The sequence below is a fragment of the Runella sp. CRIBMP genome (assembly GCF_009905605.1).
Taxonomy (GTDB): domain Bacteria; phylum Bacteroidota; class Bacteroidia; order Cytophagales; family Spirosomataceae; genus Runella.
This window is the reverse complement of record NZ_JAAAKZ010000010.1, coordinates 156210-173210: the sequence shown is the minus strand read 5'-3', so window position 1 is coordinate 173210 and position 17001 is coordinate 156210. Positions and strand designations below refer to the sequence as shown.

The 17001-nt window shown below is 43.2% G+C and carries 17 protein-coding genes; 3 read left to right on the top strand and 14 right to left on the bottom strand.

Features of this window, described 5'->3' with window-relative positions; all coding sequences use genetic code 11:
* Positions 1-47: 47 nt before the first annotated feature.
* From GVN20_RS21020 to GVN20_RS21010, 3 genes are all read right to left on the bottom strand, one after another.
* A complete protein-coding gene (locus GVN20_RS21020; protein ID WP_166560239.1) occupies positions 48-656 on the bottom strand; it encodes an RNA polymerase sigma factor in 609 nt (202 codons plus the stop codon).
* A 190-nt stretch (positions 657-846) separates the two neighbouring features.
* Positions 847-1872 (bottom strand): hypothetical protein, encoded by a 1026-nt coding sequence (locus GVN20_RS21015; RefSeq protein ID WP_166560238.1) that lies wholly within the window; start codon positions 1870-1872, stop codon positions 847-849.
* 45 nt (positions 1873-1917) lie between these two features.
* Positions 1918-2655 carry a hypothetical protein gene (locus tag GVN20_RS21010; RefSeq protein ID WP_166560237.1) on the bottom strand — a complete coding sequence of 246 codons (738 nt, stop codon included), beginning with the start codon at positions 2653-2655 and terminating at the stop codon, positions 1918-1920.
* Positions 2656-2883: 228 nt separating this feature from the next.
* Between GVN20_RS21010 and GVN20_RS21005 the strand changes: the two genes are divergently transcribed.
* Positions 2884-4398: an arylsulfatase gene (locus tag GVN20_RS21005; RefSeq protein WP_166560236.1), complete on the top strand. Its 1515-nt coding sequence runs from the start codon at positions 2884-2886 to the stop codon at positions 4396-4398.
* A gap of 188 nt (positions 4399-4586) precedes the next feature.
* Here GVN20_RS21005 and GVN20_RS21000 read toward each other — a convergent pair whose 3' ends face one another.
* From GVN20_RS21000 to GVN20_RS20965, 8 genes are all read right to left on the bottom strand, one after another.
* Positions 4587-5126 carry a hypothetical protein gene (locus tag GVN20_RS21000; RefSeq protein WP_166560235.1) on the bottom strand — a complete coding sequence of 180 codons (540 nt, stop codon included), beginning with the start codon at positions 5124-5126 and terminating at the stop codon, positions 4587-4589.
* Between the two features lie 32 nt (positions 5127-5158).
* Positions 5159-5650, bottom strand: a complete 492-nt coding sequence (locus tag GVN20_RS20995) for a hypothetical protein (RefSeq protein ID WP_166560234.1) — start codon at positions 5648-5650, stop codon at positions 5159-5161.
* 218 nt (positions 5651-5868) lie between these two features.
* A complete protein-coding gene (locus GVN20_RS20990; protein WP_166560233.1) occupies positions 5869-6408 on the bottom strand; it encodes a hypothetical protein in 540 nt (179 codons plus the stop codon).
* A 96-nt stretch (positions 6409-6504) separates the two neighbouring features.
* Positions 6505-7344, bottom strand: coding sequence for a hypothetical protein (locus tag GVN20_RS20985; protein ID WP_166560232.1), 840 nt, complete (start codon positions 7342-7344; stop codon positions 6505-6507).
* Between the two features lie 222 nt (positions 7345-7566).
* Positions 7567-7857 carry a helix-turn-helix transcriptional regulator gene (locus GVN20_RS20980; protein ID WP_166560231.1) on the bottom strand — a complete coding sequence of 97 codons (291 nt, stop codon included), beginning with the start codon at positions 7855-7857 and terminating at the stop codon, positions 7567-7569.
* A gap of 361 nt (positions 7858-8218) precedes the next feature.
* A complete protein-coding gene (rpsJ, locus tag GVN20_RS20975; protein WP_028522456.1) occupies positions 8219-8524 on the bottom strand; it encodes a 30S ribosomal protein S10 in 306 nt (101 codons plus the stop codon).
* Positions 8525-8667: 143 nt separating this feature from the next.
* Positions 8668-10776 carry an elongation factor G gene (fusA, locus tag GVN20_RS20970; RefSeq protein WP_166560230.1) on the bottom strand — a complete coding sequence of 703 codons (2109 nt, stop codon included), beginning with the start codon at positions 10774-10776 and terminating at the stop codon, positions 8668-8670.
* Between the two features lie 393 nt (positions 10777-11169).
* The gene (locus tag GVN20_RS20965; protein ID WP_206023337.1) at positions 11170-11643 is read right to left on the bottom strand and encodes a nuclear transport factor 2 family protein; all 474 of its coding nucleotides are present in this window, start codon (positions 11641-11643) and stop codon (positions 11170-11172) included.
* Positions 11644-12062: 419 nt separating this feature from the next.
* Here GVN20_RS20965 and GVN20_RS20960 point away from each other — a divergent pair, with 419 nt between their 5' ends.
* On the top strand, positions 12063-12827 hold the full coding sequence (locus tag GVN20_RS20960) for a DUF6089 family protein (protein ID WP_166560228.1): 765 nt from the start codon (positions 12063-12065) through the stop codon (positions 12825-12827).
* Positions 12828-12910: 83 nt separating this feature from the next.
* Positions 12911-13300 carry an HIT family protein gene (locus GVN20_RS20955; protein ID WP_166560227.1) on the top strand — a complete coding sequence of 130 codons (390 nt, stop codon included), beginning with the start codon at positions 12911-12913 and terminating at the stop codon, positions 13298-13300.
* Positions 13301-13402: 102 nt separating this feature from the next.
* Here the strand turns inward: GVN20_RS20955 and GVN20_RS20950 are convergent, their stop codons facing one another.
* The 3 genes from GVN20_RS20950 to GVN20_RS20940 form a co-directional block, all read right to left on the bottom strand.
* Entirely contained in the window at positions 13403-13669 is a 267-nt protein-coding gene (locus GVN20_RS20950) for a hypothetical protein (RefSeq protein ID WP_310586840.1), read from the bottom strand.
* Positions 13670-13920: 251 nt separating this feature from the next.
* Positions 13921-14730: a hypothetical protein gene (locus GVN20_RS20945; protein WP_166560226.1), complete on the bottom strand. Its 810-nt coding sequence runs from the start codon at positions 14728-14730 to the stop codon at positions 13921-13923.
* A 168-nt stretch (positions 14731-14898) separates the two neighbouring features.
* Positions 14899-16872: an OmpA family protein gene (locus tag GVN20_RS20940; protein WP_166560225.1), complete on the bottom strand. Its 1974-nt coding sequence runs from the start codon at positions 16870-16872 to the stop codon at positions 14899-14901.
* Positions 16873-17001 lie beyond the last annotated feature (129 nt).

The following is a 17001-nucleotide window of genomic DNA, read 5'->3' as shown; positions in this document are numbered from 1 at the left end:
ATAGAGAAAGCAAGGCGTTGGATTACCTCTTTATTTTTGCGAAATTTTTAAAAATTTTTGAACCCTACGATGAAAACCAAAAAAATGAGGTCAAAAACCCAGTTGTCACGAAGCTGAGAGAGGGCTTTGTAGATTAAATTGTAGACTGAGTGGCGCGTTAAGGACATGAGTTCGGCAATTTCATCGTAACTCAAATTGTCGTAAAAACGCAATAGTAGCGCTTCTTGTTGGCGTTTGGGAAGCAATGCAATTTGCTGGGCAAGCTGGTGTTGCTGATGCCGGTCTATTTCCTGCGATACGATGAACAGTTCTGCCGATTCAACGTATTCATGAAGGTATTCCTGATTATCGGTGAGTTCGGTATGGCGTGCTTGCCGGTTCAAGTATTTTAACAGCTTAGTTTTGAGCGATTTGAATAGATAAAACTGAATATTAGACGTTTCTACGTCGCTCAATGTAGCGCGGTAATTCCAAATATCTTCAAAAACATCGTGAATCGCGTCCGTTAGCAGTTCATCATCTTGACAGTGGCGTTTGCCAAATTTGTAAAGTAGCTGAACATAGGCGTCGTACAATTCACCCAACGCGTAGCTGTCACCGGCTTTTAGCCGTGCCCATGCCGTAGCGGTTATTTTTGGGTGTTGTTCAGCGTGCATTTTGGTACTAGCTTACGGGTGAGTGTTTTCTTTGGAAAACAAAACTAGAATATATAAACAATAGATTAAATTTGTTTTTAAAAATTTTATAATATTGCTAAAAAAGTACAAAATAATCTAAACAAATGAAAAATAATAAAGCGGCCGCTTGGGGAGCGGCCGCCTGAGGGGAATGAATGGATAAATAGGTTTATTTTAAGCCCAATAAAAACCCGATGGTAAAGTTGGCGTCCCAATCAAAAACGAATTGCTTACAACCCGTAGCATCAGCGATGGCCTTATAAATATTGCCGCCTGCTTTGGCTTTGGCTTTGTCGAGTTTATAGGCTTCGGCTGCTTTCAAAACGGTATATCTTTCTTTGCCATTTCGTACTTCTTTGGCCAAGTCGTAAGGAACGCCCCCGATAATAAAACAGATTTCTCTTTTGGAGGCAGGGACTTGTTTGGCCTTAGCACCCACTTCATCATAAACAGCGTCGTCACTGATGCCTTTTTCGTAATATTTAGCTCCGTAAGATTCTAAGCTTTTAATCCCTGAGTCGGTCGTCCAAGCAATTTTGGTGTTGCCCGAACCGATGTCAGCGAAGAAACCGCGACCGCTAAATGACTGTGGCAAGGCGCATTTCAGGCCCAAGGTGCCTTCTTGCTCGGCGGTTACGGTGTTGACCATGTATCCCATGTCTTTCAATACTTTGATGATTTTTTGGGTTACATCCGCTTTTACGGCTCCCGAACTTACCACAAAGTGAATGTCTTTGCCGCTCACGCCGTGGTCAATCATGTTGCCGATATATTTCTTTAAACCCACCCGGATGTCGTAGTCAGAGGCCATATTTTCGATGACCATGCTGTTGCCAAATTCCGCTTTTTCGAGTTTCCAGTTTTTATCTTTGTCGATATTGACCACAAACGAATTGAAACCACTGGCACCCAATTCGACAACTCCTTTGAGTTTACCGTCAACGGGCTCGGGGGCAGTGTACGAAAAAGCGGAGGTTTCCGAAGCAGCCGTTGATGATTCGCTGCTTGCGGTGTTGTCGTCAGAGGCCACATTGTCATTGGCGGCACTTGCGGGGCCTCCTTCGGGAGTTGTGGAGTTGATGGAGGTTTCATTGGTTGCTTTGTTGGGGTCGGGCCCAAAGAAATAATATCCTGCCCCCAGCGCTCCTGCGATTAGCAGAATCAAGGCTATTTTTCCTGCTCCTGTAAGATTCATAGTGTTTGATTGGTTTTGTTTTAGGTAAAAATAAGAGGTGAATGATTAAGCAATATATTGTTTGATGCCGTTTTCGATGAGCGAAATTTCATTGGCTACGCCCTCTTTGGCGGTTATCGTTGCTTGAATTTTTTGTTCAATTTCGACAAATTTATCATTGAACTTTCCTTCAATGCCGTTCAACGCGGTCAATTTCTCGGCTTGGGCTTTTTCCAAATCGGCGATTTGTTGCTTCAATTTACCGAGTTGCTGCTCAATATTGGCCACTTCGTTGTTCAGCTGTTTTTGCTCGTTGCTTTTTTCGGCGTTGAGGGCTGATTTTTTTTGTTCGCCCGCACTGACCGTGGCTTCAAAAGCCTTTTGGAGTTCGCTTTTATAAAAGTTGGCCGATTCCAACAAAAACTGTTGGTTGCAGTTGGGATTCAACAATTTAGCGCCTTCGTAAGCAGTTTTAAAATGCTCAACGGAAGGGTTTGTGCTGGTACGAAGCAGCATCAACGAAAATTCGTAGAAATCAAAACCTGGCTGATTCTTTTCTTCCAATATTTTCCGAAAACGATTTCGTAAATCATCCACAAAATCGCTCGAAGCAGGTGGGGTGGAAGCCAAGGTACTTGTGCTCGTTGCGGGGGCGGTCGTTTTACTTGTCGACGTGGCCGGTTGAGCTGGCGCGGGCGTTGACGCTGGTTTTTCCTCCGTTTTTGTTTCGTCAATGACCACAAAAATGCCCGCTAAATCGCGTAGCCATCCACCCATTTTACTTTTTTGAGGTTCTTCTGCCACAGTTGTGTATGTTTGAAAAGTTAAGAATTGGAGTGTATGTTGCGGAAAGTTATAAAAACCCCCGTAAACATAGTGTAAAGGTAGAGAAGAAATTATTTGCAGGTACGGTAGGACTAGAAGAGCGGTTTAAATTGAGGCCCACCAAGGAGAATTTTAGGATGAACTGTCTTTTAAATACATTGAAGTAAGATGTACCTTTTTTAGCCTGCTTATCCCTATTGCTAAAACATGATTAAATTAAACAAACTCGTTTACGCTTTCGGCGTGCTTGTTCTTTTTACCAAAATGGCATTCAGCCAAGCGGTACGGCCCAATGTCATCATCATCTACGCCGACGATTTGGGTTACGGTGATGTAAGTTGTTACGGAGCCAAAAAAATAGCTACCCCCAACATTGATAAACTCGCCAAAGCAGGCATACGCTTTACCAATGCTCATACGACCTCCGCTACTTGCACACCGTCGCGGTACTCAATGCTGACGGGTGAATACGCTTGGCGCAAGCCGGGCACGGGCGTAGCCACGGGCGACGCCGCCGCGCTGATTCTGCCCGGACGCAGTACGTTGCCGCTGGTTTTTCAGAAAGCAGGTTACAAAACGGGCGTGGTAGGTAAGTGGCATTTGGGCCTCGGACCGCAGGGCGGGCCCGATTGGAACGGCGAAATCAAACCGAGCCCGTTGGATATTGGTTTTGATGAGTCGTTTATTATGGCTGCTACTGGCGACCGCGTGCCGTGTGTCTACGTTGAAAACCGTCGGGTGGTGAATCTTGACCCTGCCGACCCCATTAAAGTAAGTTTTAAGGAGCCCATTGGTAATGAACCCACGGGGCGCGCCAATCCTGAACTACTAAAAATGAAACATTCGCACGGGCATGATTTTACGATTATCAACGGCATCGGCCGGATTGGCTACATGACGGGCGGAAAATCAGCGCGGTGGAAGGATGAAGACATGGCCGATATTTTTACCGAAAAAGCCGTTTCATTCATCGAAAAACACCAAGCCGAGCCTTTCTTTTTGTATTTCTCTACCCAAGATATTCACGTACCGCGCGTACCGCACGAGCGTTTTACGGGCAAAAGTGGCATGGGGCCGCGCGGCGACGTTATTTTGCAATTGGACTGGACGGTGGGCGAAGTCATGAAAACTTTGGACAAACTAAAGCTGACCAATAACACTCTTGTCATTTTTTCTAGCGATAATGGCCCCGTGGTGGACGATGGCTACCAAGACCAAGCCGTAGAGTTGCTCAACGGACATACGCCTGCAGGGCCATTGCGCGGCGGCAAATATAGCGCGTTTGACGCGGGTACGCGCGTGCCGTTCATTGTGCGGTGGCCGGGGCAGGTGAAAGCGGGAGTTTCCAATGCGTTGGTGAGCCAAGTAGACTTATTGGCTTCTTTTGCGGCATTGACGGGGCAAAAATTTGACGCAACCACCGCCCCCGACACCAAAGATTACTTGTCGGCTTTTTTGGGTAAAGACAAGAAAGGACGTGATTATTTGATAGAACACGCGGGTACTTTTTCCTTTATCAAAGGAGACTGGAAATACATTGAGCCGAGTAAAGGCCAAAAAATGAGCGTTCAGACCAATACTGAGCTTGGCAATGACCCGCAGCCGCAGCTATATAATCTGGCCAAAGACATTGGGGAGAAAAATAATCTGGCTGAGGCTAATCCTGAAAAATTGAAGGAATTACAGGTGGAATTGCAGGAAGTGAAGGAGAAGAAGAGATAATTGAATTGGGGAATTTAATCCTCATTTTTTTCAATAAAAGAAGTTATGATTGGATTTTGTGGCAATTTATTGCTCAAAATGGAGGTAAAAAAGGTGTTTTTTATTTACGGGTCAAAAACAGATAAACCAACAAAAGCCGACTTCGAAAGAAGTCGGCTTTTGTTATGGGAAACCTTAGTGATTAAACTTTAATTTAACATTTTTTGGATGATGCGTTCGCTACCGTCAAAAGGATAGGTAATCAGCTTGCTGTTTGAATCTCCCTCAAAAAAGTATCTGTTTTTAACAAGTTGCCCATTGATATTTTCCCATTTTACCGCCCATCCATTTTCTTCTTCGAGTCTTTTAAAACGGCCTTCTACCAGTGCATCTACGGCTTGCAAATAGGCCGCAGATAATTGCGAATTGTACATATACGAACTAGCGAACAGGACCAGTACGCCATCAATGAAAGTGTATTGTGCAGGGATAGAACTTTTTACGAAATAGGAACTTATTTGTTCTTTAATGGCTGATAACTGAACTCTATAACCGTCGGTGGTACGGCCGTAACTCACGAATACAATACCGGTACTGTCGGTAAGAATCTGTTTGAGTTTCGATTCAGCAATGTAATCCTCAAAAAGTTTAAAAAGAACACGGTCTTTGATAGTCACTTGAGGAACAGATTGCGCACAAACAGGGAGGTGGAATAAAACCCCAAAAAAGAATAACAGGTTGAATTTCATGGATTTAAAAAGTTTTGGTGCAGCAGGTAGTATCATTTGATGAAAGTGCCGTTATAGATTCCCCCTTCGATGTAGGTGGTTGCCTCTTTGATGTTTTTGGGCGCAACCACCCGCCGCCCTCTCTTGGGCGTGTAGTACCCTTTGGTGAGCCGAGCAACGGCTTGATGAAACGCCTTGGGATACTGAAAGCTCAACTCAAAGCCCGACCGTATCAGCACCAAGGCCCCGTCGATAAGGGTATAACAAGCGGGGATGAGCTGTTTTTTAAACATAGTGGGGGGGGCTTGGCGGATGGCCATCAGATGCAAGGGCCGGTCATCAAAACGCCCATCGTCAGAAAGCACTACGATGCCCAAGGTATCGGGCAAAAAACCTTTGTTTCGTGACTCCTGAATGTAATGCCGGATTTTTTGTTCGAGTTCGGGATTTTGGAGCGTCACCTGAGGCACGGGCTGAGCAGCTCCCCGCAACACTATCAGCATCAGGAGACTCAAAAAAGCACATTTCATAATAGGATGATTCATTTGAAAATGAGTTATTGACAGTTTACTCTGGGGGGCAACGCATGAAGCGCACCCCGAAAATTCAGAAAGGCCGAATAATTTAAAATTAACTGCCTGAATTTTGGGGTACGCTATCTTGGCTACAACGGGCAAAACAGTAGTAAGTTATCACTCTTGCCAAGTTATTGATATATGGGAAGAGGTTTAGTTTGCTCACTTATGAAAACCTCAGACGGTCGTCAATGGACAATGTTTTTGGTATAATCTCCTCTTTCATGAAATGTCACAATCAGGTCATTGGCACAATTTCCTAAACAATGACGACCCGTGTTGATAATCTTTTTCCCAAATACGGTAATGTACTGTGTTTTGGCAGGTGGCCGAATGTAAAGTTTGTCGTAGGTGACTTCTTCCAAACAGGCCAATAACTCAGGGGTGGGCGTAGTTTGTTTCTTTGCAAAAGAGGTTGGCGTAATACCATCATAGAAAAAAACCAAATCTCCATTGCGCCATGCGTATTCTGTAGGAGGATTGTCTTTGTAGCTGTCGTCGATGACGGCCATCATGTACCAGCATTTTTCTCCCTTTTCGTTGACAAACCGCCTGATTTCCACAATCCCTTTGTTGTTGACAAACCAATGATCCCTGACGCAAGACATAATATATTGGCTGATAATCACTCCTTCCTGTTCATTGAGAGTATATTCCTGACAAGGTTTTTGTGTATATCCGGCAAAAACGATCATAGAAAGCAGAAGGGGAAAAATGATTTTTTTCATGGATAGCGTTTTACCAAAGCAAAGTCTTTGGTATATAGGAAGAAAAGAGATTTTTTTACTTTGAATGAAGTACTCTTGAATAGTAATAATTCCTGGTTAATCCTGCGATATCGTCTTTAACTTTGCCGAAAAATAAATGTGCTCATCGTACATTTTAAATATTCTCCCCAGAGATTTCTCAGCTTCTTTACGCTCTTGAAAGGATAAATTTTGTAGATTTTTTTCATCATTCTGTTTCATTAACAGAACCTTTTCTTCACTCTGGGTAAGCATTACATTTACGCGCTTAAGAGCAGTCTGACTATATTCTCTGATTTTTTGTTCAGACCAAAAACCTTTAAGCTTTGTCAAAGCTAAATAGAGATGTCCTGCATGTACTCCCTGATTACGATGTAAAATGTCGGTATAAAATGCTATTTTCTCCAATGCTTTTACTTCAGTACTGAGTAATAATTTAAAGTCCTTCAAAATGACTTGGGCCATATGTTCTTCCCAAACAAATCGCGTTTGCGGGTCGGTAATAGTAGGATAAACAGCCACAAAAAGCGAATCCATTTGCTGCCAAGTTTTTTTTGCTTTTTCTATTTCAATATCTGACTCCAGCATAGGCAATCCCCTGCTTTTCAAGTCCATTAATGCTCCCACTGAGACAGGTTTACCTTCATGAGGTGGAATAGAATAAGTAAGTAAGTCTATTTCAGAAGCAATACGTGCATTTTTGTTCAGCACTCTTGCATCATTATGAGCTTGCTCATTACATGACACTTGTATATTTGATAAGATAAACAAAAAGAAAAAGTAATATTTCATTGCTTCAAAGTATGTAGTTAAATTTTTGCAAACTTTTTTGAAGGGGATGTTTTTAGCTGAAATATTAGTTAACAAATGAACCTTAAGTTGAAAAACCATAACACATTTCTCTCCTATATCCTCCACTTGTGTATTCCCAACGAGTCATATCACCTATATAATAGTAGGCTACAGTTCAGGGATCCATAACATTATAGAGATAATACCCGGCGTTCAATCAAGATCCGCACCCATAGTACCAAACTGAAGCGGGGCTTTCTCATTTTCTAATTATGCGCAATAGTCAGGGGCAAATCTCTGCAAAATATTTTTATCGCGCCTCCACCCAAAGTTTGATTTTTCTCCACCCTAGGGTTGATTTTTCTTCTCTTTAAAACCAATGTGAGCCATTTTGAGCAAGTAGCGCCGAAAACCGTCTTTTCCATTTAAGCCCAATTTTCGGATGATGTGATTTTTGTGGGTCTTGACAGTAGCGATTGAGCGGCATATCTCTTCGGATATCTCAGCATTTGTTTTGCCGTTTATGGCCGCACCAAGAACTAAAAGTTCTTGGTGCGTAAGGCGTGTATTGTTACGGAGAAGAAATATTTCTAATGCATCTAATTCTTCGAAGTTTTCGGGTTGTTGTTTGGCTGTCATGTATTTGGTTGTTGTTTATAGAATGTTCTTTTAAACACCAAATCAACCATTTGTCAGTCAACTTTATTTATGAATCCGGGGGATGGGATATCATTCTGACAAACAGCTTTTTGGGCTAGGCTGTCAACATTGTTTATCAGAAAGTAGGGTGAGATGCGGAAGCGTCGTATTGTCGGTGCGGTAAGAATACGATACGCCTTAGCATATAGTGTGCCAAATATACAGTTAGCCTGTGGAGAGTTACAAACAATAACCTGAAAAGTTACCAATCGGTTTTGGAGGCGGCAGGGGCTCATTTTACCCCTAAAAAAACAAAAGCCGACCTCTTTCGAAGTCGGCTTGGTGGTTGGAAACCTTATCATTAAACTTTAATCTCAACATCAACACCACTTGGCAATTCGAGTTTCATCAAAGCATCTACGGTTTTGGCGCTTGAAGAGTGAATGTCAATCAGGCGCTTGTAGGTGCAAAGTTGGAACTGCTCACGTGATTTCTTGTTCACGTGGGGTGAGCGAAGTACCGTGTAGATTTGCTTTTCTGTAGGCAATGGAATCGGGCCGCTAACCACAGCACCCGTTGATTTCACCGCCTTTACAATGCGGTCCGCCGATTTGTCCACCAAGTTGTGGTCAAATGACTTCAGTTTGATACGAATTTTTTGATTCATTGTGATAAGGTGGCTCTAATTGTTTTGATAATATCCCGTCGAAAGAGCCATTAACTCCGACAGGAAATATTTTTAGGTTGGCAGTAAACAGAATACAATCTTCAGAACTGCTGACTATAAACTGTTTACTGCTAACCGATTTACTATCCTTTTGATTTTGCGATCACGACTTCAGCCAAGTTGTTTGGCAGGAACTCGTAGTGCGAGAAGGTCAAGTTGGCAGTAGCACGACCCGACGACATGGTGCGTAGGTCGGTTACGTAACCAAACAACTCCGACAAAGGTACATCAGCTTTGATTACCTGTGAACCAGCGCGCGAGTCCATGCCTTTCATGATACCACGACGACGGTTTAAGTCACCCGTGATTGGACCAGTGTATTCTTCAGGAGTCAATACTTCAACGGCCATGATGGGTTCAAGTAATTTTGGACCTGCCTGACGAGCGGCTTCTTTGAAACCAAGTTTTGCGGCCAATTCAAACGAGAGTGAATCGGAGTCAACATCGTGGTAAGAACCGTGGAAGAGACGCACTTTCATGCTTTCCAACTGGTAACCCGCCAAAGGACCGTTTACCATTGCGGCTTCAAATCCTTTTTGAACTGGTTGGATAAATTCGCGTGGAATAGCACCCCCAACGACTTCGTTTACGAATTGTAAACCTTTTTTCACTTCCTGACCTGGCTCGTGGTCGTCGCGTGGCCCGAGTTCAAATACGATGTCGGCAAATTTACCGCGACCACCCGTTTGTTTCTTATAAACTTCACGGTGCTCAACACTCTTGGTGATGGCCTCTTTGTAAGCTACCTGCGGTGCACCTTGGTTTACTTCCACCTTAAACTCACGACGCATACGGTCGATGATGATTTCTAAGTGAAGCTCACCCATCCCTTTGATGATGGTTTGACCAGTTTCTTCGTTTGATTCAACCTGGAGGGTTGGATCTTCTTCGATGAGTTTACCGATGGCTTTCGAGAAGTTGTCCTGATCTGCGGTTTTCTTAGGCTCAATCGCATAACCGATTACTGGCTCAGGGAAAATCATTGATTCAAGGATAATTGGGTTTTTCTCATCAGAAAGGGTATCGCCCGTTTTGATGTCTTTAAAACCTACTACCGCACCGATGTCACCTGCCTCCAAACGCTCGATGGCGTTTTGCTTGTTAGCGTGCATTTGGAAGATACGAGAAATACGCTCTTTGTTTTCTGAACGGTTGTTCAATACATAAGAACCTGCTTCCAATACCCCAGAATAAGCACGGATAAAGCACAAACGACCTACGTAAGGGTCGGTAGCAATTTTGAACGCTAAAGCTGAGAAAGGCTCGGTAACGCTTGGTTTACGAGCGATTTCTTCGCCAGTGTTAGGGTTAGTACCTTTGATGCTTTCTTTATCCAACGGTGAAGGCAACAGCGCCATCACGTAATCAAGCATGGTCTGAACACCTTTGTTTTTGAAAGAAGAACCACAAAGCATTGGAACCACTTTCATGGCAATAACGGCTTCACGCAAAGCTGCCAAAATCTCATCTTCGGTGATAGATGTTGGATCCTCGAAGTATTTTTCCATCAAGGTATCGTCAAACTCCGCAACGGCTTCCAATAGTTTTTCACGCCATTCGGTTGCTTCTTCCAACATATCGTCAGGAATAGGTACTTCTTGGAAAGTCATTCCTTTGTCATGCTCGTTCCATACCATTCCGCGGAAGTTCACCAAGTCAACTACCCCTTTGAAGTTATCTTCAGCACCGATTGGCAATTGCAAAGGCACTGCGTAGCTACCCAGCATTTCCTTTACTTGCTTACAGACGTTCAAAAAGTCAGCTCCTGAGCGGTCCATTTTATTAACGAAGCCCAAACGCGCAACGTTATAATTGTTGGCCAAACGCCAGTTGGTTTCAGATTGAGGTTCAACACCATCAACGGCACTGAACAAAAATACAAGACCATCCAATACGCGAAGTGAGCGGTTTACTTCTACGGTAAAGTCAACGTGGCCTGGCGTATCAATAATGTTGATGTGGTATTTTTCGTTTCTATACGTCCAGTCTACGGTAGTAGCAGCTGAAGTAATGGTGATACCGCGCTCTTGCTCCTGCGCCATCCAGTCCATCGTAGCAGCACCGTCGTGTACTTCACCGATTTTGTGGCTTACCCCTGCGTAATAAAGAATTCGCTCCGTTGTGGTGGTTTTCCCAGCATCAATGTGAGCAGCAATCCCAATGTTTCTTGTGAATTTTAAATCACGTGCCATGGTTTTTGTGATTGTTATTAAATCTGTTAAGTCTAAGTTCCTTGATTTGTGATGATATGCAGAACGCTTTTTGCCTCAATATTAGGCATATACGCACAAATTACGGTACCATTCTGAAAATCAGAGCGCAAAATTAGAAGTTTTACATCGGAAAAGCAAACTTAGATTTATACAAATTTGCAAATTGAAGGCACAGTTTTTAGTAGTTGAGCAAAAGTTTGGGGTTTTTAGCCAAAAAGGTGCGGGGGGCGTTGCTCACAACCCCACGGTAGGCAGTCAGATGGTCTATTTCAAATACCCTAATAATGTAGACTCAAGCACTTGGTTGGGCCGTGTTTTCTTTTCCTGAAAGCGTATGAGTTTCAGGAAGGGGAGTTTTTTAAAAAAATATGATTAGCCTTTTACGTAAGCTAGTTTTTCTGCCACCTTTCCGTTTCGAACTTTAAAAATATCGACTCCTCTCAAATGCCAAGGCTTTCCATCTTTCGTTTTGCGATAAATCCACCTGACCACACAACGGTCATCGTGGGCGAATGTCTCCTCCGCTTCAAAAAAAGCGTCTGGGTTATTAGCAAAAAACTTTCCCCAATACGCCCTCACGGCCTCAGCCCCGACCAATCGGGTACCATCTGGTTGCGGATTGGTATTCTCAAAAATACAGTCTTCTGTCATCGCATTCATCACGGCATCAACATCGTGACGATTAAACGCGGCATTGAACCTTTCCACTGCGGCAAGTGTGAGGTTTGTCGTATTATTTACTGTTTCAGTGCTCATCCCTTTTTGTGTGTCCTTTTTGCTAAAACTGGTTTTACATGAAGTAAAGAGGAAGGATGCCAAGATAAGAAGTTTCAAAATTTGATTCATTTTATGGATAGTTAAAATGTTAAAGAACTTAACAATCACCACTGATTCATGGCTAAATATCCTGAAAAGAGCATCTATACAAAGCTAAAAAAAACAATAATATTTTCCAAATATAAAATGGAGTTAACTGTTTGATAATCAAATGAATTTTATTATTTGGGTAGATTTATAAAATCTCACTTGAAACTTTTCAATAGTAATTAGCACACCTTCGGGATATTTTCAGTAGGGTGTCAGAAAAAAGAAGTCTTTTGGGAAGTTCGGACTTAGAATGAGTGACTTATACGACCCTAGGCTAGGTTTTAGCATTAGAAACAAAACGAAGGTTTTAATAAAATAAGTTAGGGACGATTTGGTATTATTTTTGTTCGTTAGTAGGCTACAAGAAGTATTGTTTACCCTATGATTTTATTGAAGTAATGAAAGACTATTCTTTTTTCGGCCCTTTAGGAAGGGCTGTATGGATTTTGGCATTGTTATTATTAGATAGTCACGCTGCCTGCGGACAGGCCGAAAGTCGCTGGGAGATAGGAGGATGCTTGGGAGCAGTTGGATATTTAGGAGATTTAAATCAACAGGATCTTATGTCAAAAGAATTTAATTTCAGCTATCAAGGATTTGTTCGTAAATACATAAACACAAGTAATTTTGCCTTTCGTTATAATCTTCAAGTTGGTAAATTCAGCGGTCGCGACAGTAATTATCCTAATCGCGCATCCCGAAATCTGAGTATCGACACCCGATTTGTTGAAAATGCTTTTTTGATCGAATGGGATTACTTTGACATCAATCCTATTTATTATCGCCAATATTATGGTTATCAGCCTGTCTATACGCCGTATTTTTTTGCTGGCCCGACGGTTGTCTATACCAATCCCCGTCCCGATTTTACCCAGACCTACTCGCCCTATGCGACCATTTTGGAAGGAATCGAGCATGATAAAAATGCCCGATATGCACACTGGCATTTGGCATTTGCGTTTGGAGGAGGGATGAAATTTGACCTGTCGCCGAGCGTCAATTTGGGAATAGAAGCATCTTTTAGAATTGCCACGAGCGACTACGTCGATGGGATAAGCAAGGCAGGAAATCCAAATAGAAATGATGGCTATCAATTGATTACCATGACTGGAACGTATCGGCTCGGAATTCGTCGAAAGAGCATACGACGAAAATGGCGTTGATGGGTCTTAAGTTATGCTATTTTGTTGTTATACTTGCTGGATGATTATCGTTTTCTATCCTTCCATTTTTATACTTAAAAACTATGCCTTCTTTATTTACGCGTATTGTTAATGGTGAGATACCCTGCCATAAAATTGCCGAAACCGAAGACTTTTTGGCATTTCTTGATGTTTTTCCCTGCGCTCCGGGCCATACCCTCGTGATTCCAAAACAAGAAATAGATTACATTTTTGATTTGGAAGATAGTCTGTATGAAGGTTTAATGAAATTTTCGAAGCAAATTGCCGCTGCCGTTGAGCAAGCTGTTCCTTGCAAGCGCATTGGCGTGGCCGTTATAGGATTAGAAGTGCCTCATGCCCACGTCCACCTGATTCCGCTCAATAGCATGGCAGATATGAACTTCAATAATAAGCTCAAAATGAGTCAGGATGAGTTGGCGGAGATTGCTGCGAAAATACGGGAGAAGTTGTAGGGGATGGATGCTGGGGGAGTTTTTTGCAAAACGCCAATGGGTTTTGAGGGTTAGACAGGTTATTTGTCTGAACGAACATACCTACCACTGTTACCCCCCGTCTCACTGACCAATATCTCTGCGGCTTATTTCCGCTTGAATGCCTTTCAGGTTTTTTGAATAACTGGAACCAATAATCAAAGCAAAAATTAGCAAACCCACCGTGAGGAAAAAACCTCCTTTGTGCGTAGCGGACCAAATAGCGATACCAACTGCAAAGCCGACAAATAAAGCAGTTGGTATTTTTTGCGATTTTATTTTTTTCTCTTCTGACACTAATTCTTCAAGTGTCATTTTAGAATAGTCTTTATTACCGAGCAATTTTCCCATTTTGTTGTTAATGTCAATGTGTCTACGTTCCAACTTGTCATTAGACGCAATATTACTATGTTGTTTTGGGCTGATAATCATTTGGTTGCCCTATGGCATCATTGCATCACAGCGATTCAGATTTAAGTTTACAAGTATCCTTAAATCTTTCGTTCTCTGCAAGAAAAATCAGGTTATTTTACAAAGCAGTCTATTTTTTGAGAGTGGTGTCAGATTCTGATGTAGCAGAAAAAATTACGTTTTAAGTCCTCTCATTTACAATCTGCGTACACAAAAGTTCGGCTGTTGGTTGCTACGCCCGAACCATCTGAAAATCGGGTAAAGGATTGTTCCGTTAACGGAAAGCCGTTTTCATTGTAAGTATACGTATACGTAGTCTCACTGAAGGATTTTCCTGCCACATAGTCAATGCGTTTGCCCGCATTGCCGCTTGCACCTGTTGTAAAAAGTGGAAATTTGATGTAGTCGGCATAGTAGTTCAGTACGCTGAATGACCAGCCTTTAAAGGAATCGTAAACGGATTTTCGGTTGTCGTAGCCGCTCAATTCGATACGGTGGAGTTCTTGGCCAGTTTGAATATTTGTTGTGACTGTTTCCGTAATATTTCCTTTGGCGTCTCGTTTAATCGTCGTTTGTTTCCCCATCGAATCCGTCACTTTGGTGATTCGTAGGTTGGCGTCTGTTTCAAAAGACAGGGTATAATTAACGTAAGCGGGTTCGATGGTCTTGTCTACCGTGAGGCGTGTTAATGCCCCGTTGGGAGCGTATTCCAAGGTTTCTTCGACCGCCCCGTCGACTACTTTCACCAATCGATTGTTTTCGTAGGTATATCGAGCCGTACTTACGGGTTTCAACAGCCCGTCGGCGGTGTTTTTGATGGATACATTCACCCCCTCCGGCAACCCCGATGCGCCGTATATGTATTCCAGTTTATAGGTATTGTTTACCCCAGTTTCACTGCTGATATTGCAAACTGGGGTCGGTACGGGGATGGGAGCAGGCGCTTGATTTTTGCCGCAGGCGAAAACAGTAAATAGTGATAATAGGATAAGTCTCTTCATTGAGCGAATAATTGGCGATGTTGCTAGGCAGTGCATTGGATGAATAACATACGTAACAACGCTGCCGAGTAGTGTTTTCGTTTTCAGGAAAAAAAATATACACAAACGTTCAGTAAGTGTACCTTGGTGTAAAACGTAACACCGAGCCACTAAACTACTTTAAGACAGTTATATTTTTAGAATAGAGAACTCCACGCGTCGGTTTTGTTTACGACTTTCTTCACTGGTATTGGGGGCCACGGGGCGGGTGGGGCCGTAGCCTTTGGTTTGGATGCGTGCGGCGTTGATATTTTTAGTGGTCAAGTACCGTTTTACTTCTTCCACCCGGTCTTTAGACAATTGGACGTTGGCTTCAAAATCACCCACGTTGTCGGTATGGCCTTCGAGCAAAATTTCCATGCTGCTGTTTTCGGTCATCATTTGCGCAATACGGTCTAGTTCAGGCAAGGATGAAGGAAGAAGGTCAAACTTGCTTTGGGCAAAACGTATGGTGTTGAGGGTTACTTTTTGTCCAATTTCGATGGGGGTCAAAGCGATTTCGCGACGGATTTCGCGGTATTGTTTTTCTTTGGTCAAATCTACAATCGTCCCTGCTGCTTGGTAGCCTTTCCGTTGCGCTGTGAGACCATACTGTTTCTGGGTATCCAACACAATTTTAAAATCACCCACCGCGGGGTCATAGTCAATGCGCTGAGGTGGTTGTTTTTGGTCCAAATCCTCCACAATCACTTCGGCGGCCACGGCCTGTTTGGTCTTTTGGTCAATCACGCCGCCTTGAAGCATAACCGTGGGGATAGGCCGCACAGATTCGGGTAGTTTTATGCGAAAAATATCAAATTCCCCCAGCGAGTTTTCGGAAGAACAGAAATAAGCATAGGCTCCCGAGGCAGGAATGGTAAAATGCGCTTCGTAATCAGAAGTATTGAAAGCAGGGCCCAAATTTTCAGGCTCCGACCATTGGGTCCAACTATCGTCTAGCCGGCGGCTTACGTAAATGTCCATCTCTCCGTAGCCACTGCGGCCGTTGGAGGTAAAATATAAACTCTTATTATCGGTGGCCAAAAAGGGCGTAAATTCGTCATCGGCGGTATTAATGCTGGCGCCCATGTTGGTGGGAGCTGACCATGTCCCGTTGGTTTGTAGAAAAGAAACATAGAGGTCGGCACCGCCTTTGGTATTGGCATCTTGCAAAGACAAGACCATCACTTTTCCGTTTGGACTGATATAAAATCCCGAAAAGGGATGCTCATTTACATAACTTTGAAGGCGTACTTCCTGCGGAAAAGTCCACCCGTTTCGGTTTTTACGGCTGACCGATACCCCCTTAGACAACGTACCGTCGGGGCGGTAAATATTCATCAGCAAAGCGGTACGGTCGTCGGGAGAAATATAACAAATGGAGTTTTCGCGAATGTTGTTGACTGGAGTGCCCATGTTACGGGCTTTTTGCCATACCCCGTCTTTTTCTTCGGCAAACCATACATCATAATCTTCGCTATTTTTTAGATTTTCGGGATGGTCGAAGCGGGTAAAATAAATGGTTTTGCCATCGGGAGAAATTACGGGAGCAACCTCATTTGCTTTAGAGTTGACATTGGCTCCGAGGTTTTCTTTTTTCAGTTCTTTTGGAACATTTTTTGCCAAATTAATGGATGCTTCAATGGGGGTTTCTGAGGCTGATATAGCGATGGCATCAATTTCATTCCAATTTTTAACGCGCTTCGTATCGAGTACTATTTTCAGCGAAGCCACCTTGTATTCGGTGAGTTTGGGGAGCCAAACCCGTAACATACCTGCGTTGCGTTGGGTAGTTTCAGGTTTGCTTGTATAGATATTGTATTCTTTGTTTTGAGAATCGTAGGCAAAAATGGTGGTGATGCATCCCGCTCCGAAATTCTCCGCAATGGCAATTTGCCGAATGGAAAGCGGGGTTTCAAAACCTACTTTTATCCATTCCACGCCATTGTCGGGCTGTTCGGGACGCCAGGCAGAGGCCCCTGTTTCGCCCTGGGGCAGTTTATTGGGTTTCCCCAAGACCTGAACGGCACGGTATTGTTGGCCATTGCCAGCTGTATATTCAGACGAAACACCGACTATTTTCGAGGCCCATTGTTCGTTTTGGGCGGATGCCCATAAAGCCATAATTATTAAGAAAAAACACTGAATCAGAATACGCATAGCAACACTTTTTTTTAAGTCTTGCATTATTCGTGCCAATCGATTACCTTATTTAGTTTAATTTTTACAAAGGCAAAGAAGGGACACAAGGGT

What these genes read in the sequence shown, in the direction of transcription:
- GVN20_RS21020 (WP_166560239.1), bottom strand. Translation starts at nt 656, where the DNA reads ATGCACGCTGAACAACACCCAAAAATAACCGCTACGGCATGGGCACGG.
- GVN20_RS21015 (WP_166560238.1), bottom strand. Translation starts at nt 1,872, where the DNA reads ATGAATCTTACAGGAGCAGGAAAAATAGCCTTGATTCTGCTAATCGCA.
- GVN20_RS21005 (WP_166560236.1), top strand. Translation starts at nt 2,884, where the DNA reads ATGATTAAATTAAACAAACTCGTTTACGCTTTCGGCGTGCTTGTTCTT.
- GVN20_RS21000 (WP_166560235.1), bottom strand. Translation starts at nt 5,126, where the DNA reads ATGAAATTCAACCTGTTATTCTTTTTTGGGGTTTTATTCCACCTCCCT.
- GVN20_RS20995 (WP_166560234.1), bottom strand. Translation starts at nt 5,650, where the DNA reads ATGAATCATCCTATTATGAAATGTGCTTTTTTGAGTCTCCTGATGCTG.
- GVN20_RS20990 (WP_166560233.1), bottom strand. Translation starts at nt 6,408, where the DNA reads ATGAAAAAAATCATTTTTCCCCTTCTGCTTTCTATGATCGTTTTTGCC.
- GVN20_RS20980 (WP_166560231.1), bottom strand. Translation starts at nt 7,857, where the DNA reads ATGACAGCCAAACAACAACCCGAAAACTTCGAAGAATTAGATGCATTA.
- rpsJ (WP_028522456.1), bottom strand. Translation starts at nt 8,524, where the DNA reads ATGAATCAAAAAATTCGTATCAAACTGAAGTCATTTGACCACAACTTG.
- fusA (WP_166560230.1), bottom strand. Translation starts at nt 10,776, where the DNA reads ATGGCACGTGATTTAAAATTCACAAGAAACATTGGGATTGCTGCTCAC.
- GVN20_RS20965 (WP_206023337.1), bottom strand. Translation starts at nt 11,643, where the DNA reads ATGAATCAAATTTTGAAACTTCTTATCTTGGCATCCTTCCTCTTTACT.
- GVN20_RS20960 (WP_166560228.1), top strand. Translation starts at nt 12,063, where the DNA reads ATGAAAGACTATTCTTTTTTCGGCCCTTTAGGAAGGGCTGTATGGATT.
- GVN20_RS20955 (WP_166560227.1), top strand. Translation starts at nt 12,911, where the DNA reads ATGCCTTCTTTATTTACGCGTATTGTTAATGGTGAGATACCCTGCCAT.
- GVN20_RS20950 (WP_310586840.1), bottom strand. Translation starts at nt 13,669, where the DNA reads ATGGGAAAATTGCTCGGTAATAAAGACTATTCTAAAATGACACTTGAA.
- GVN20_RS20945 (WP_166560226.1), bottom strand. Translation starts at nt 14,730, where the DNA reads ATGAAGAGACTTATCCTATTATCACTATTTACTGTTTTCGCCTGCGGC.
- GVN20_RS20940 (WP_166560225.1), bottom strand. Translation starts at nt 16,872, where the DNA reads ATGGCTTTATGGGCATCCGCCCAAAACGAACAATGGGCCTCGAAAATA.